General features: G+C 44.3%; 14 protein-coding genes. 10 read left to right on the forward strand and 4 right to left on the reverse strand.

Annotated elements, in window-relative coordinates; genetic code table 11:
• Positions 1 to 218 precede the first annotated feature (218 nt).
• Together AB4298_RS13880 and AB4298_RS13885 are read left to right on the forward strand one after the other, a co-directional pair.
• Positions 219 to 1244: a RexA family antiphage protein gene (locus AB4298_RS13880; RefSeq protein ID WP_371987169.1), complete on the forward strand. Its 1026-nt coding sequence runs from the start codon at positions 219 to 221 to the stop codon at positions 1242 to 1244.
• A gap of 3 nt (positions 1245 to 1247) precedes the next feature.
• Positions 1248 to 1709 (forward strand): hypothetical protein, encoded by a 462-nt coding sequence (locus AB4298_RS13885; protein WP_371987171.1) that lies wholly within the window; start codon positions 1248 to 1250, stop codon positions 1707 to 1709.
• 31 nt (positions 1710 to 1740) lie between these two features.
• Here the strand turns inward: AB4298_RS13885 and AB4298_RS13890 are convergent, their stop codons facing one another.
• A complete protein-coding gene (locus AB4298_RS13890; protein ID WP_371987172.1) occupies positions 1741 to 2295 on the reverse strand; it encodes a recombinase family protein in 555 nt (184 codons plus the stop codon).
• Between the two features lie 287 nt (positions 2296 to 2582).
• Between AB4298_RS13890 and AB4298_RS13895 the strand changes: the two genes are divergently transcribed.
• Together AB4298_RS13895 and AB4298_RS13900 are read left to right on the forward strand one after the other, a co-directional pair.
• On the forward strand, positions 2583 to 2729 hold the full coding sequence (locus AB4298_RS13895; protein WP_371987174.1) for a hypothetical protein: 147 nt from the start codon (positions 2583 to 2585) through the stop codon (positions 2727 to 2729).
• 343 nt (positions 2730 to 3072) lie between these two features.
• On the forward strand, positions 3073 to 3807 hold the full coding sequence (locus tag AB4298_RS13900; RefSeq protein ID WP_371987176.1) for an HNH endonuclease family protein: 735 nt from the start codon (positions 3073 to 3075) through the stop codon (positions 3805 to 3807).
• A gap of 111 nt (positions 3808 to 3918) precedes the next feature.
• On the opposite strand, the gene groL is transcribed toward AB4298_RS13900, so the two are convergent.
• The gene (gene groL / locus AB4298_RS13905) at positions 3919 to 5562 is read right to left on the reverse strand and encodes a chaperonin GroEL (RefSeq protein WP_371987177.1); all 1644 of its coding nucleotides are present in this window, start codon (positions 5560 to 5562) and stop codon (positions 3919 to 3921) included.
• Between the two features lie 91 nt (positions 5563 to 5653).
• Positions 5654 to 5944 carry a co-chaperone GroES gene (locus tag AB4298_RS13910; RefSeq protein WP_220782516.1) on the reverse strand — a complete coding sequence of 97 codons (291 nt, stop codon included), beginning with the start codon at positions 5942 to 5944 and terminating at the stop codon, positions 5654 to 5656.
• 246 nt (positions 5945 to 6190) lie between these two features.
• Between AB4298_RS13910 and AB4298_RS13915 the strand changes: the two genes are divergently transcribed.
• Both AB4298_RS13915 and AB4298_RS13920 read left to right on the forward strand, forming a co-directional pair.
• Positions 6191 to 7552, forward strand: a complete 1362-nt coding sequence (locus AB4298_RS13915; protein ID WP_371987202.1) for an MATE family efflux transporter — start codon at positions 6191 to 6193, stop codon at positions 7550 to 7552.
• A gap of 35 nt (positions 7553 to 7587) precedes the next feature.
• A complete protein-coding gene (locus AB4298_RS13920) occupies positions 7588 to 8244 on the forward strand; it encodes a Qnr family pentapeptide repeat protein (protein ID WP_248999079.1) in 657 nt (218 codons plus the stop codon).
• Positions 8245 to 8292: 48 nt separating this feature from the next.
• On the opposite strand, the gene AB4298_RS13925 is transcribed toward AB4298_RS13920, so the two are convergent.
• Positions 8293 to 9243 (reverse strand): LysR family transcriptional regulator, encoded by a 951-nt coding sequence (locus tag AB4298_RS13925; RefSeq protein WP_371987179.1) that lies wholly within the window; start codon positions 9241 to 9243, stop codon positions 8293 to 8295.
• 274 nt (positions 9244 to 9517) lie between these two features.
• On the opposite strand from AB4298_RS13925, the gene AB4298_RS13930 reads away from it, so the two are divergent.
• The 4 genes from AB4298_RS13930 to AB4298_RS13945 all read left to right on the forward strand — a co-directional run bounded on the left by AB4298_RS13930 (position 9518) and on the right by AB4298_RS13945 (position 14834).
• On the forward strand, positions 9518 to 10600 hold the full coding sequence (locus AB4298_RS13930; protein ID WP_371987180.1) for an efflux RND transporter periplasmic adaptor subunit: 1083 nt from the start codon (positions 9518 to 9520) through the stop codon (positions 10598 to 10600).
• Between the two features lie 127 nt (positions 10601 to 10727).
• Positions 10728 to 13808 carry an efflux RND transporter permease subunit gene (locus tag AB4298_RS13935; protein ID WP_371987182.1) on the forward strand — a complete coding sequence of 1027 codons (3081 nt, stop codon included), beginning with the start codon at positions 10728 to 10730 and terminating at the stop codon, positions 13806 to 13808.
• Between the two features lie 263 nt (positions 13809 to 14071).
• On the forward strand, positions 14072 to 14455 hold the full coding sequence (locus tag AB4298_RS13940; protein ID WP_371987184.1) for a hypothetical protein: 384 nt from the start codon (positions 14072 to 14074) through the stop codon (positions 14453 to 14455).
• A gap of 28 nt (positions 14456 to 14483) precedes the next feature.
• Positions 14484 to 14834: a hypothetical protein gene (locus AB4298_RS13945; RefSeq protein ID WP_371987185.1), complete on the forward strand. Its 351-nt coding sequence runs from the start codon at positions 14484 to 14486 to the stop codon at positions 14832 to 14834.
• Positions 14835 to 14885 lie beyond the last annotated feature (51 nt).

Genomic DNA, 14885 nt, shown 5'->3' on the forward strand with positions numbered 1-14885 from the left:
GAATTACATACCCCCCCCTAAAGACATGCTTTGAGGTGGGTTTCTCATTTCTCACAAGGGTATGCTCTATCTACACAATAAAACAGCAGCCCCACTGTAAATATAAACTTTATGTAATAGTCATTTTCGAGACTCTGGCAATAGAATTATGACCAGTGATACTGTAAAGTATTAATATATTACATAATTTAAATGCTGTACCTACAAGGGATTTGATAATGAAGTTACGCTACTTTGGCTACTACTTGCGTAAGTGTGATACTCAGAAAAAGTTTTTATTCAATATCAAGTCAATTATTGATGCTTTCATTGCTTCAAGCAATATGGAGTTAAAAAGCAGCTTCAAACGTGGTGATGATAAACTGTATCTCACGCATGTTTCAGGGCAACAGCATCTTTATTATTTCGTTCGTACGAGTGACGATGACCTAATCAAGCGAATCAATGAGCAGAACCTTACTGTCAGCGATATATCTGAGAAATTATCAGCAAATGAGAAAGTTGCATATGCGTCGTACGTTTACCTAAGTCCTACTGACAACATAATGGCTTGCGCTGGCAGTACAAGCTGTCCTCGTTTTGATGATTTTGGGGATTACCTTAACGAACTATTCAATAAAGCTGGACTCGATAACTACGAATTCTTTATAGAGGCATTGACGTCAAACAGCGACAAAAAAGATCTAATGAAGATGGAAATGGTCAACAGTGTTTACGTAGACGTTGCTGCGGATAAGAGTCTCGGTAAACTTATAGCAAAAGAACTTACTGGAAATTCCAATGCGAACCTCGGTAATTTTCGCATAACCATTGAACCAACTGGGTTAAACCTGAAGCAGACTTTTGTCAGCATGCTAAAAAAGCTTGCCCCATCGGGTAAAGCCAAGAATACTCAGGGTGTTACACGTATAGGTGCTAAGGCTAAACATGATGAGCTTAAAGGTCAGTTAACCGACTATTGGCTCGACAATGAAAACAGCCTGTCTGATTCCTTGAACCCAAGGGCTAAGGTAAAGCTAGCAGATCAGATCACTGCAAAATATGATGAAAACCAAAGCCTAACTTCGCTATATAAGTCCTATATTAGTAATAAAAAGTTGAAGATTGAAGCAGATACATTACTATCAAAGTATGCAAATAAAGCTGAATTCGCAAAGAAAAAGCAACCAGTTATTGATGTAACTCAAGCAGCAAACAATGATGGTGCAACACTAGCTCCATTAGCCACAGGAGAAAGCAGTTAAAAGATGACTAGAACCGAGGTTGCAAAACTAAAAAAACTCATATGGTTTACTCCATTAATTGGCGTGCTATTGGGTTTCGCATACCTTGCTGTTAAGAATCACTATAATTGGTCTATTGGTTTTACAGAAGTTCGTACCCTTTCAACAGTAATAGCGGGCTTCAGCTTCACAATGCTTGGTTTTCTAGCTGCAATAGCTGCATTTTTGTTTTCATTACAGAAATACCGATTCTTCAAAAGGTGGGTTGAAGATGGCAACTCGGAAATTTTCTTTATTTTATTCAAAGTTGCTTTCATTTGCTTGTTCTTAACGTTCGGGTTCAGCCTTTTTGTCTTTACCTCACAAGGACAAGGCTTTGCATTCAAAGCTATGATGATGTCCGTTATTAATAATATTATTCAGCTAGGACTAATTACGATCATAATAATGGATAAAGTGTTTAAAGCTCGCCAAACGGAGGAGTAGTAACGATTGATAGCATCTTAAACCCATCACTTTAGGCAACTTTGTTAACTGTGTTTTTTATCCTATATATACTAGACAGGCTCACTCCTAATTTTCTAGATATCTCTTTTTTCCCCACACCATCATCCAATAGCTGCATCACGAGACCATGTTTAACCATCGCTGTAGGCTTTCTCCCTTTATATTTCCCCTTAGTTTTAGCCAAAGCAATCCCTTCTGCCTGACGCTCTAGCAACAATTCTCGTTCAAACGCTGCAACTGCGCCAATCATGGTCAGCATCAACCGTCCTGTCGGTGATGAAGTATCAATCCCCAAGTTTAGCACCTGCAGCGAAACCTTTTTCTCGTCCAAATAGTCAACAATCTCTAATAGATGCTTAGTGTTACGCGCTAACCTGCACAGCTTCGTAACCTTAACCGTATCCCCCTCTCTGACAAACTCAAGGAGCCTCTCAAGTTCTTTTCGCTCTGATTTTGCCCCTGACTCCTTTTCCATAAAGATCTTGTCACAGGCTTCTAGAGCTTCAATTTGAGCATCTAACTTTTGTCCAACCGTACTAACACGGGCATAACCGACGATAGCCATAATCACACCTCTTATTTTCTGCGCTGCACAAACTCAACCAATGACGATAACGCAGCAATTGCCGCAGCCTTTAACACCTCAACTAACACTTCATGCCTCATAGTCACACCTTATATTTAGCTATATTTTTAGTAAGAAGACAGGAGGCCTTCTCTACATCCCTTATAACAGGTAGTAGGTAAGCTATTGAAAATAGTAGCTGTAATTGTTCTAAAGTGTTCTTTATGAGGCATAGCTGTTCCACCAGCTTAAAATATAGTTATCAGCATCAAAAACTAGGAGTCAGTATGCAAACGAATCGAATCACTAGAACGAAAAGAGAGAAAATCATCGCATTGAGAGATGCAAACCTCACTCATTCGGCAATCGCTAATCAAATAGGTTGCCACCGCAATACTGTAGGTAAGATCTTGAGGCAAGAAAAGATGACTTAACCTAACTATATGGTTCAAGCCATGCTCAAAAAGTGAAGGTATGCCGCTATAATTTATCTAATCTCATCCCAAGCGCCACTATCAAGGTTTTTACGAAGTTTTAGCTATCTGGTTGAAGCAGTATTAATTAAAGACAGTAGCAGCAAGGAAGTTTTTGAATTCAACTAAGGGTTCCCCACCCTGACATCGTATTTATCTCTATATATATGTGTGTATTAATTCTTACTGCCATATATGTAACATTGTAACAAACAGAACTTTTGCCAGCAGTAGCGCTGATTTAGCCTGTTACATCGCGTGTTACACGAGATACAAGCCCTCCAGAACTGTAACAAGGAACGTAATGATGACAATACTAAGAAAAGGCTATGGAAAGCACACCAAGCGAGTCCAGATATCAACACATGAAGGGCAGAACGTTGCTTTTGTCAGTCTCGGGCAGCGCAAGAAGGCCATTATCAGTGTCTCAGATATAGATATACTGAGTGAGCATTCATTTTATGCTCACAAACGTAATGATGGCCAGTATGTCGCGCGTTCAAGCCAAACAGGTCAATACCTTCATCGGCTTATAATAAATCCAATAGAAGACCAAGAGGTTGACCATATTAATGCTGACCCGCTAGATAATACTAGAGGCAATTTACGACCATGTTCAACTAGGCAAAACAACTTGGCAAAGGTATCTGAACCCGTATTAGGCCTCACAGGGATTCATTGCACTAAACCTCAGAAGATCGAAAGGTTTACACAACCCGATGGCCTTATCAGCCGTGAACATCACACCAAAGGCATCTACAAAGCAATATCTCCAGATGGAAAGCTGAACGGGAAGTTCAAAGATCCACTAGAAGCTGCAAAAGCTCGAGATGAACTGATGATTGAAGAATATTTCCACCGAGACAGTGAGGAAGAGAAGTTTCACCCCTACGCCTTTATTAAGTGGAATGATGAATCACACTTCGAAATCCAAGAAGCAATAACAGAAATGGATGACTGGCTTCTTGAGCAAAGAGAAGAAGCAATGATGCGTTCAGCAGAGATCATGGACGAAAATGGCTGGAAAGGATCTCTATAAAAACAAAAGGGATGCCGTTGTCTCCAACTATGCATCCCTTCCTGTCTACATCAGTGTCTACACTAATCTGTAAGCCACTGATTTACAAAGGCTGTAAGACCGATGGTTGGCTTACATCATGCCGCCCATACCGCCCATACCACCCATACCGCCCATGCCACCCATATCAGGTGCATCTTCCTTCACTTCGCCAACCATACATTCTGTAGTGATCATTAGACCTGCTACTGATGCTGCGAACTGTAGTGCGCTACGCGTTACTTTAGTTGGGTCTAGGATACCCATCTCTAGCATGTCGCCGTATGTATCGTTACCCGCGTTGTAACCGTAGTTACCTGTGCCGTTCTTAACGTTGTTAGCTACAACTGAACCTTCTTCACCGGCGTTAGTCGCGATTTGACGTAGTGGCGCTTCCATTGCACGTAGTGCAATTACAACACCGTGCTTTTGATCTTCGTTGATAACTTCAACTTCGCCGATTTTGCTTGCTACGCGTACTAGTGCAACACCACCACCAGCAACCACACCTTCTTCAACCGCTGCGCGAGTTGCGTGTAGTGCGTCTTCTACGCGTAACTTTTTCTCTTTCATTTCGATTTCAGTCGCTGCGCCAACCTTGATTACGGCTACGCCGCCAGCAAGTTTAGCCATACGCTCTTGAAGCTTCTCTTTGTCGTAGTCTGAAGTTGATTCTTCAGCTTGGATCTTAATCTGGGCAACGCGTGCTTTGATCTGAGTTTCTTCACCAGTACCGTCGATGATAGTCGTGTCATCTTTAGTGATAACAACGCGCTTAGCAGTACCTAGATCTTCTAGGGTCGCTTTTTCTAGCTCTAGACCAATCTCTTCAGCAATAACTGTACCGCCAGTTAGGATAGCGATATCTTGTAGCATTGCCTTACGACGGTCACCAAAGCCTGGCGCCTTAACAGCAGCAACTTTAACGATACCGCGCATGTTGTTCACGACTAGTGTTGCTAGTGCTTCACCTTCAACGTCTTCTGCAACGATAAGCAGTGGCTTACCCGTTTTAGCTAGACCTTCAAGGATTGGTAGCAATTCACGGATGTTTGATACTTTCTTGTCTACTAGAAGGATGAATGGGCTTTCTAGTTCAACGCTGCCAGTTTCTGGCTTGTTGATGAAGTATGGAGATAGGTAACCGCGGTCGAACTGCATACCTTCAACTACGTCTAGCTCGTTTTCTAGTGCTTGACCTTCTTCAACTGTGATAACGCCTTCTTTACCCACGCGCTCCATCGCAGTCGCGATGATTTCACCAATTGACTCGTCAGAGTTAGCAGAGATGGTACCTACTTGAGCAATAGCTTTAGTGTCAGCACATTCTTGAGAAAGGTTTTTAAGTTCAGCAACTGCAGCAACAACGGCTTTGTCGATACCGCGCTTAAGATCCATTGGGTTCATGCCAGCAGCAACGGCTTTTAGGCCTTCAGCTACGATTGCTTGTGCAAGAACTGTTGCTGTAGTAGTACCGTCACCGGCTGCATCGTTGGCTTTAGAAGCAACTTCTTTCACCATTTGTGCGCCCATGTTTTCGAACTTATCTTCTAGTTCGATCTCTTTCGCTACCGACACACCATCTTTAGTGATTAGTGGAGCACCGAAGCTCTTGTCTAGTACTACGTTACGACCTTTAGGGCCTAGCGTTACTTTAACTGCGTTAGCTAGAACGTTTACGCCTGCTAGCATTTTTACGCGAGCGTCATTGCCGAATAATACTTCTTTAGCTGCCATTTTTTATGTCCTTTAAATTCTTTTGAAATGCCTGACGAGCTGCCGTTTGGGCTCGCTCGTCAGTATTGGAAAATGTTCTAAATGGAGTGAATTAGCTCACTACAGCCATTAGATCTGATTCAGACAGGATTAGTACTTCTTCACCATCGATTTTTTCTTTCTTTACGCCGTAACCTTCGTTGAAAATAACGATGTCGCCAACTTTAACGTCTAGTGGCTGTACAGTACCGTTTTCAAGAATACGTCCGTTGCCTACAGCAAGAACTTCACCGCGGCTAGACTGCTCAGCAGCACTACCTGTTAGCACGATGCCACCCGCTGACTTTGATTCAACTTCTGAACGCTTAACAATGACACGATCATGTAATGGACGAATATTCATCGATGGATGCTCCAATTGTATTTATGCCTAAACTTATCTGCAGGCTTTTAAAGTTAGTAACGACTTTACTCGATTTCACTTAAGTAAAATCAAAACTGTCGCTTGATGTTCGATACATGGGGGTTAATGTCGTTAGATCCAAGGCCTATTTACAAAATAAATCCGTTTTTTTTAACTCACGCGGATAAAATTTGCGGCAATCCTGATAGAATCGCCCTCCGAGTAAAGACGAGGCAAGACTTCCCTATGCGAGACAGACACGGGCTGCTTACTCAGCCAATTGGTCGTGTACTGCTAAATATGAGCCTTCCAAACCTGATTGGTATTCTAACCATTCTCGGGTTCAGCCTCGTTGACACTTTTTTTATCAGCCAGTTAGGCACTGAAGCCTTAGCTGCGATTAGCTTTACCTTTCCGGTGACCCTGATTATCTCTAGCATTGCCATCGGCATTGGCGCTGGAGTATCGACCAATCTTGGGCGTTTAATTGGCGGCGGTCATGCTGATAAAGCCAAAGTGTTTTTACACGACGCCTTAATGCTGACCTTCTTGCTTATTGCGGCAATAGCCCTGCTCGGCAGCTTGTGCATCGACCCGCTATTTAGCCTACTTGGGGCCAACGATTCAAGCTTACCGCTGATCCACGAGTACATGTTTATCTGGTACTTAGGTGCACCGTTATTAGTGTTATTAATGGTGGGTAACCAAGGTCTACGCGCGACTGGCGATACTAAATCACCGGCTAAAATCATGATGCTGGCCGCATTGATTAACCTTATTCTCGACCCACTGCTTATCTTTGGTATCGGGCCATTCCCGCGCTTAGAAATTGAAGGCGCTGCTATTGCGACCGTTATCTCTTGGGTGGTCGCACTCTCTTTATCGACTCATCTTTTGATATTTAAGCGTCATCTGGTTGAGTTTGTTGAGCCTAATATTGAGCGCTTAAAGTGTAATTGGAAGCAACTGGCGCATATTGCTCAGCCTGCCGCAGTAATGAATCTACTTAACCCGTTGGCTAACGCGATTATTATGGCGATGCTGGCGCGAATTGATCACAGCGCAGTGGCGGCCTTTGGTGCGGGCACTCGACTGGAGTCGGTGATGTTGATTGCGGTCATGGCATTATCATCGAGCTTAGTGCCGTTTGTGGCGCAAAATTTAGGTGCGGGTCAAAAAGCTCGTGCTCGCGGCGCACTCATGCTGTCACTTAAGTTTGTACTGGTGTTTCAAACCCTATTGTATTTGCCGCTGCTGTTTTTAGCTAAACCTCTGGCTGAGCTATTTAGTAGCGATCCACAAGTGATTGAGTGGCTGACCTTTTACATTCTAGTGCTGCCTGCAGCCTACGGCCCGCTGGGGATTGTGATCTTAGTAGCGACGTCACTCAATGCCTATCACAGACCAATGAGCTCACTCATCTTGAATGTGTGCCGCTTGTTTTTAATCATGCTGCCACTGGCTGCGTTAGGTTCATATCTTGGTGGAGTTAAGGGCTTACTGCTTGCGTTGCCAATCACTAACGCCATTATGGGTATTGCTTGTTATATTTTGGCAACACGGATCTCTGAACCTGATAAAACCGCCATTGTTGTCAGCCAAACATAATCCCCTTGCCAAACATTTCTCCAAGGAGCGGCACTATGCACGCAATTGACCAGATCTTTAATGATGAAGATTTTAGCGATCAAGACTTGCAAGATGCCCGCTTTGAAAACTGCAGTTTTTACCATTGCCGCTTTAACCACAGTGATTTAACTGATGCCCAGTTTATTCGCTGCAAATTTATTGTGCCTGGTGAAGATGAAGGCTGTGACTTCAGCTATACCACACTCACCAGTGCTAGTTTTAAGCACTGTAACTTGAGCATGGCGCTATTTAAAGGCGCACGCTGTTATGGCCTTGAACTGCGAGATAGCAACTTGCAAGGCAGCGACTTTAGCCGCGCTAGCTTTGCTAATTACATTACCGCTAAAAGCTACTTTTGCTCAGCTTATATCACGGCTTGTAACTTAGCTTATGCCGATTTAGGTGGTCTGTTGCTTGAAGAATGCGAGCTGTTCGACAACCGTTGGCGCGGCGCCAACTTAACCGCTAGCTCTCTCAAAGGCAGCGATTTAAGTGGTGGTGAGTTTTCAGCAGAGCAATGGGGCACCTTTGAGTTACAAGGAGCCAATATCACTCGAATTGAGCTTGATGGGCTCGATCCGAGAGTGGTCAGTCTTGAAGGAGTAATGATTAACCAGTGGCAGCAAGAGCAACTGCTGGCGCCGCTCGGGCTAATCGTCACGCCAGATTAATCTGTATTAACAAGCTGCCTAAACAAGTTAAAACGACTTTAGAGCAAATTAGATCATCGACTTGATTGCACCTCTGAGTCTGATCTCGCGGTCACAGCGGCCGCTGCCATTTTGCATACACTCTTCCATAGCTAACATCATAAAGTCGATAAAACGTTGACTCGCCAAGCTAATAAAGCGTCTCGATGGATACACCAAAAAGCACTTGCCCTCATAAGGTTCGACATCTTCAAACAGCATCACTAACTCGCCACTTTCAATGTGCTCTTTAGCAAAAGGCAGTGGCATCATCGAGATCCCCCGCCCCATTAAGGTTGCTTCTAAGCAAGTGGCGAGGCTATTCACACACAAGTTGCCTTTGACCTGTAAGGTACGGTCTTTGCCAAAAGGCACATCGTTGAAAATGCGACCATTAGGGTAGCGAAACAAAATTGAATTATGCTGGGGTAGCTCATCTGGGCTAATAGGTTTACCGACTTTTTCAAGGTATTCAGGGCTGGCAAAAAAGTGGATGGTTTCACTAATAATGTGCCGTGCTACCATTTCGTTTTCGTTAAAGGCATCTTCAAGCATAAACGCTAAGTCGATGTTATTGCGGATCATATCCTGCGGTTCAGTGCTGACAATAATCTCTACCGTTAGCTCTGGATGCAGATCCATAAACTCAAAAATAGCGTGGGTAATGTGCATCAGCTCTGGGATCGGAAAGATCAAAATACGCAGATGACCAGACACCTCAGCATCTTGGCCATTAAGCTCAGATAAGGTTTGCTCAAGCGTGGCTAGCATGCCTGTGGTTTTATCGTAGAAATGGCTGCCCGACGCCGTCAGTGTCATCGCCCTACTCTGGCGATGAAACAGTTTTACATTCAGCTCCTCTTCAAGCGCATGTAAGCGGCGGCTTAAGGTTGATTTAGGCAGGTTTAATATATCTGCGGCCTCCACTAAACTGCCGGTTTCAACGATCCGGTGGAATAAGGCAATATCTTCGGTTTTCATAACAAGGTTCTACTCTGCTTACGAGGTTAATCACGGCTAAAAGCTCTGCACCAATCGCCATATTGGTATCGAGTTGCAAACTAAATGCTAACTACACATCGTTTTTCACTATTACTTTGTTCACAGTCGCCATGTCAAATCAAGCTTTAACGGTTTCATTTTTCGGAACCCATGATTCCATATAATTCCATTTTACTCAACGATAAGCCCTGTTATCTTTACCAACCTCTAAATTACATTTTGTCACAATCAATCAATCAATGGAATTCGCGTTATGAATAAGTTAACGACTTCTCTTTCTCTCCTCATTTTGGCTGCCGTTATTTCTGGCTGCAGTGCAGAATCGACTGAAGTCGTGCCTAGCAGCATTCGACCAGTAAAACTTTTTGAGGTTACCGATGTTAATGCAGGCTCAATGCGTGCTTTCCCGGCTAAAGTGGCCGCCACTAAACAAGCAGAACTGTCGTTTAGACTGTCTGGCCACTTAGTCGATTTTGACTTGGTTGAAGGTCAACAGGTTGAAAAAGGCGATGTTCTTGCGCGTCTCGATAGCCGTGATGCCCGTAACACCTTGCTTAACCGTGAAGCTGACTATGAACTGGCTAAAGCGGACTTTAAGCGTAAGGGCGAACTATTGCGCCGCGAGCTTATCTCTCAAGCAGACTATGACTTGGCCTCGGCGCAATTAAAGTCATCTAAAGCCAATCTTGCTAGCGCGCAAGATCAGCTAAGTTACACCGAGCTTACCGCTCCTTACAATGGCACTGTTGCTAAGATTGCGATTGATAACTACCAGATGATCCAAGCTAATCAGTCAGTATTGGTATTGCAAAAGGACAGCAATATTGATGTTGTTATTCAAGTACCTGAATCGCTAACCAGCAGCGTGACGCAATTTAACCCTAATGCAGTGACTCAACCTGTGGTGCGCTTTGCTAATAATCCGAGCCTTACTTTTAACGCATCATTGAAAGAGCACGCGACCCAAGTCACCCCAGGTACTCAGAGTTATGAGGTGGTATTTACTCTGCCTCGCCCTAGCAACATGACGGTACTGCCAGGCATGAGCGCTGAACTCACTGTTGATATTGCTAACCATAGCGCTAAAAGCGTCAATGCTGTTTTACCAGCTGCGGCTATCAGCAAACGCGATCTGGACGGTCAGCATGTCGTTTGGGCCTACAACACAGAGCTTGGCAAAGTGAACCAACATATTGTGACTTTAGGTAAGGTCACCACTGATGGCATTGAGATTGTTGATGGTATTAGCGTAGGCGACCAAATCGTGGTGGCGGGCGTACAGTATCTGTCTGAAGATCTACAAGTTAAGCCACTACGCTGGCAACGTGGCGTGTAAACGCCCCCTCTAATATAGATACTTTCACTTATCGACAATTTTTAGTTCTCGACAATTTTAGTTATCTAAGCTTTCTCAGTTATCAAAGCTGGGACGATTTCGAGCACGCTTTACAAGAGATTAGCACATGAATTTTGCTGAATATTCCATAACCCATAAAGTCATAAGCTGGATGTTTGCTTTACTGCTACTGGTTGGCGGTAGCATTTCATTCCTAAGCTTAGGCCAGTTGGAGTTTCCTGAGTTTACTATCAAGCAAGCCTTAGTGGTTACCGCCTACCCCGGCGCGTCACCTGAGCAGGTTGAAGAAGAAGTGACCCTGCCGCTCGAAGATGCCTTGCAGCAACTTGATGGTATTAAACATATCATTTCAGTAAACAGTGCAGGCCTGTCGCAGATTGAAATTGAAGTTAAAGAAAACTATGACGCCAGTGAATTACCCCAAATGTGGGACGAAGTACGCCGCAAAATAAATGATAAAGCGGTAGAGCTACCACCAGGGGTGATGACGCCATCGGTAATCGATGACTTTGGTGATGTGTACGGCATTTTATTAAATGTCTCCGGTGAAGGTTATACCGATCGTGAATTACAAAACTATGCCGACTTTTTACGCCGTGAATTGGTGCTGGTTGACGGTATTAAGAAAGTCACTATTGCCGGTATTGTTAACGAACAAGTGGTGGTTGAGATCTCACAGCAAAAGCTTAACGCGTTAGGCTTAGATCAGAACTACATCTATTCATTGGTTAACAGCCAAAACGTAGTATCTAACGCCGGCAGTATTTTGGTGGGTGATAACCGTATTCGTATCCACCCTACGGGCGAGTTTAATAATGTCAGCCAGATGGAACGCCTGGTGATTAGCACACCGGGCAGCGCCAAATTAATTTACTTAGGTGACATTGCTAAGATCTATAAAGATACCGAAGAGACCCCAGATAGTATTTATCATGCCGATGGCAACAAGGCCTTGTCTATCGGGATCTCGTTTTCAAGTGGCGTCAACGTAGTTAAAGTCGGCGAAGCCGTGAATGAGCGCATGCTTGAGCTTAACAGTGAACTGCCTATCGGCATGTCACTCGATACGGTTTACGATCAAAGTAAGATGGTGGACCAGACGGTCAATGGCTTTCTGGTTAACTTGGCCGAGTCAATTGCGATCGTTATTGGCGTACTACTTATCTTTATGGGTGTTCGTTCTGGCCTATTAATGGGCTTAGTACTGCTGCTGACGATTTTGGGCACCTTTGTAGTGATGAACATACTCAACATTGAGTTGCAGATCATCTCTTTGGGCGCACTGATCATCGCACTCGGTATGTTGGTTGATAACGCCATTGTGGTTACCGAAGGCATTTTGATTGGCATTAAGCGCGGGCAAAGCCGCTTAGAAACTGCCAAACAAGTGATCTCGCAAACCCAGTGGCCGCTGCTAGGCGCAACCATTATTGCGATTATCGCCTTTGCGCCTATTGGACTGTCAGACAATGCCACTGGTGAGTTCTGTATTTCCTTGTTCCAAGTGTTGTTGATCTCACTGTTTATCAGCTGGATCACCGCCATGACACTTACGCCTTTCTTCTGCAACTTAATGTTTAAAGATGGGGTGATCTCTGAAGATGAAAATGACGATCCATACAAGGGTTGGTTATTCCAGCTTTACCGTCAAACGCTAAACCTCGCAATGCGCTTTAGGGCGGTGACTTTACTGCTGGTGATTGCCGCATTGATCTCATCGGTAGTGGGTTTTGGCCATGTGAAGAACGTGTTCTTCCCTGCTTCTAACACACCAATGTTCTTTGTCGATGTGTGGATGCCTGAAGGCTCAGATATTAAAGCCACCGAACGTTTGATTAGCCGTATCGAAACCGATCTGCTTGAGCAGCAAAAGATCCAAGATACCGGTTTGGTTAACTTAACCACAGTGATCGGCCAAGGTGCCCAGCGTTTTGTGTTGTCTTATGTGCCAGAAAAAGGCTACAAGGCCTATGGTCAGATCTTATTGGAAATGACCGATCTTGAGACGCTAAATAAATATATGCGCGTACTGGAACGCGAGCTAAGCCTTAAGTATCCAGAAGCCCAGTACCGTTTTAAGTATATGGAAAATGGCCCTAGCCCTGCGGCAAAAATCGAAGCGCGTTTTTATGGTGAAGATCCACAAGTACTGCGCCAACTCGCGGCCCAGGCCGAAACCATATTAAAAGACGAACCAACTGCGGTAGGCGTGCGTCATAACTGGCGTAACCAAGTGACTTTAGTGCGCCCACAATTGGCACTGGCACAGGCAAGAGAAACCGGGATCAGCAAGCAAGATCTCGACAATGCCCTGCTGACGAACTTTAGTGGCCAGCAAGTGGGTACCTATCGCGAGAACAGTCATCTACTGCCGATTATTGCTCGTGCACCAGCGCAAGAGCGACTCGATGCTGAAAGTATTTGGAAACTGCAAATCTGGAGCAGTGAAAACAATACCTTTGTACCGGTAACCCAAGTGGTCTCAGACTTTACCACTGAATGGGAAGATCCTTTGATTATGCGCCGCGATCGTAAACGAGTGATCTCAGTACTCGCCGATCCCGTTAACGGCACAGATGAAACCGCTGACTCGGTATTTAGAAAGATCAAAACCGATATTGAAGCGATCTCACTACCTGCTGGTTACGAGCTTGAATGGGGCGGCGAGTATGAAACCTCAATGGAGGCACAGGAATCGGTATTTAGTTCTATTCCACTGGGTTATCTAGCAATGTTTTTAATCACTGTGCTGCTGTTTAACTCCGTCAGGCAGCCATTGGTGATTTGGTTCACCGTGCCTTTATCGTTAATTGGTGTGGTATCGGGCTTACTGTTATTTGATGCCCCCTTTAGCTTTATGGCGCTGTTAGGCTTACTCAGCTTGACCGGTATGATCATCAAGAACGGCATTGTATTAGTGGATCAGATCAACCTTGAGTTATCTCAAGGTAAAGAAGCTTATCAAGCCGTGGTTGACTCGGCGGTGAGTCGCGTTAGACCGGTATTGATGGCGGCGATCACCACTATGCTAGGTATGATCCCATTATTGTCAGACGCTTTCTTTGGCTCAATGGCTATCACCATCATCTTTGGTCTGGGCTTTGCGTCAGTACTTACATTAATTGTTTTGCCGGTGACCTACACCTTAGCGTTCAGAATTGTTTATCCACATAAGCAGAGCGCTTAAGCGGATCGCAACCTACTGTCGATAAGGTATTTGCATAATGAATTGTCATTAAGGAGGTCTTCAACCAAGTAATCGTCAACCCCGAAAATTTGCTTCCCGGCGCCCCTGATTAAGTTCGCTTAATCAGGGTTTTTCATTTCTAGGTTCTACTTTCAGTAGCGAACTTTTGTTTACAGCTTGATATTAGATAAACAAAAATTAAAGAGTATTTGCCCTGTATGGCTGCTAATCTAGCCTAATCAATTTGTAGATTGGGGGCGTAAATGAAGTTTAACTACCGCAACAAACTGACCACTAGCACACTTCTATTAAGTACAGTGCTTTTAAGCGCGGGACTACTAAGCGCCATGTTTACCCTGCCAGCTCAAGCTAATCCAGCTGAGCAATCTGAAGAATATACTATTGGCGTGATGGTGAAAGCGCTTGATAACGCCATAAAGAAACCCTCTAAAAATTCGCTAGAATTGATTAGCCATTATGGCACGGATTCGCGCTACTACGTGATGATCCGTGGCTGGTTAGTACAAGAGCTCCAAGGCGTAAACAGCCAACTAAATACCTACCGAAGTGATGATGAGATAAAAGCTCGCCTTCAAGCTAAGAGTGACTTTCTCACACAAGCGATCCGCCGTATCGATCTCGAATGATCACTGCCTTTATTAAAAGCCACAATCCATGAAAACATCAATGAAAGCTTTACTGTTATCAGTCCTTGCTTGTCCGGGCGCTGGTCATTTTTATCTAAAAAAACCACTTATGGGGACTGTATTTTTAATCAGCTCATTGGGCGGACTCTCTTATCTGCTGTGGCATGCTTATGAGCGTGCGCAGCTTATTTCACAGCAAATATTGAATGGTCAGATCCCGTTAGAGCTCAATGCGATCTACAGCGCAGTGACCCAAGCGCCTGTTGGCAACGAAGCGCTTTATGTCAATCTTGCCACTGCAGGGTTTGTGTTATCTTGGGCAATTGCAGCTATCGATGCCTACCGTCTAAGCAAGCGAGTCGATGAGCGAATTGAATAACCAGCCATAAAAAAAGGGCTACTCGTCAGTAGCCCTTTTTATTAAACTCGC

Source organism: Shewanella sp. 10N.261.52.F9 (assembly GCF_041471165.1).
GTDB classification, from domain to species: domain Bacteria; phylum Pseudomonadota; class Gammaproteobacteria; order Enterobacterales; family Shewanellaceae; genus Shewanella; species Shewanella marinintestina.

Excerpts from the sequence above, each read along its gene's own strand:
- AB4298_RS13920 (WP_248999079.1), top strand. The coding sequence starts at position 7,588 with ATGCACGCAATTGACCAGATCTTTAATGATGAAGATTTTAGCGATCAA.
- AB4298_RS13925 (WP_371987179.1), bottom strand. The coding sequence starts at position 9,243 with ATGAAAACCGAAGATATTGCCTTATTCCACCGGATCGTTGAAACCGGC.
- AB4298_RS13885 (WP_371987171.1), top strand. The coding sequence starts at position 1,248 with ATGACTAGAACCGAGGTTGCAAAACTAAAAAAACTCATATGGTTTACT.
- AB4298_RS13915 (WP_371987202.1), top strand. The coding sequence starts at position 6,191 with ATGCGAGACAGACACGGGCTGCTTACTCAGCCAATTGGTCGTGTACTG.
- AB4298_RS13895 (WP_371987174.1), top strand. The coding sequence starts at position 2,583 with ATGCAAACGAATCGAATCACTAGAACGAAAAGAGAGAAAATCATCGCA.
- AB4298_RS13935 (WP_371987182.1), top strand. The coding sequence starts at position 10,728 with ATGAATTTTGCTGAATATTCCATAACCCATAAAGTCATAAGCTGGATG.
- AB4298_RS13930 (WP_371987180.1), top strand. The coding sequence starts at position 9,518 with ATGAATAAGTTAACGACTTCTCTTTCTCTCCTCATTTTGGCTGCCGTT.
- AB4298_RS13910 (WP_220782516.1), bottom strand. The coding sequence starts at position 5,944 with ATGAATATTCGTCCATTACATGATCGTGTCATTGTTAAGCGTTCAGAA.
- groL (WP_371987177.1), bottom strand. The coding sequence starts at position 5,562 with ATGGCAGCTAAAGAAGTATTATTCGGCAATGACGCTCGCGTAAAAATG.
- AB4298_RS13945 (WP_371987185.1), top strand. The coding sequence starts at position 14,484 with ATGAAAACATCAATGAAAGCTTTACTGTTATCAGTCCTTGCTTGTCCG.
- AB4298_RS13880 (WP_371987169.1), top strand. The coding sequence starts at position 219 with ATGAAGTTACGCTACTTTGGCTACTACTTGCGTAAGTGTGATACTCAG.
- AB4298_RS13890 (WP_371987172.1), bottom strand. The coding sequence starts at position 2,295 with ATGGCTATCGTCGGTTATGCCCGTGTTAGTACGGTTGGACAAAAGTTA.
- AB4298_RS13940 (WP_371987184.1), top strand. The coding sequence starts at position 14,072 with ATGAAGTTTAACTACCGCAACAAACTGACCACTAGCACACTTCTATTA.
- AB4298_RS13900 (WP_371987176.1), top strand. The coding sequence starts at position 3,073 with ATGATGACAATACTAAGAAAAGGCTATGGAAAGCACACCAAGCGAGTC.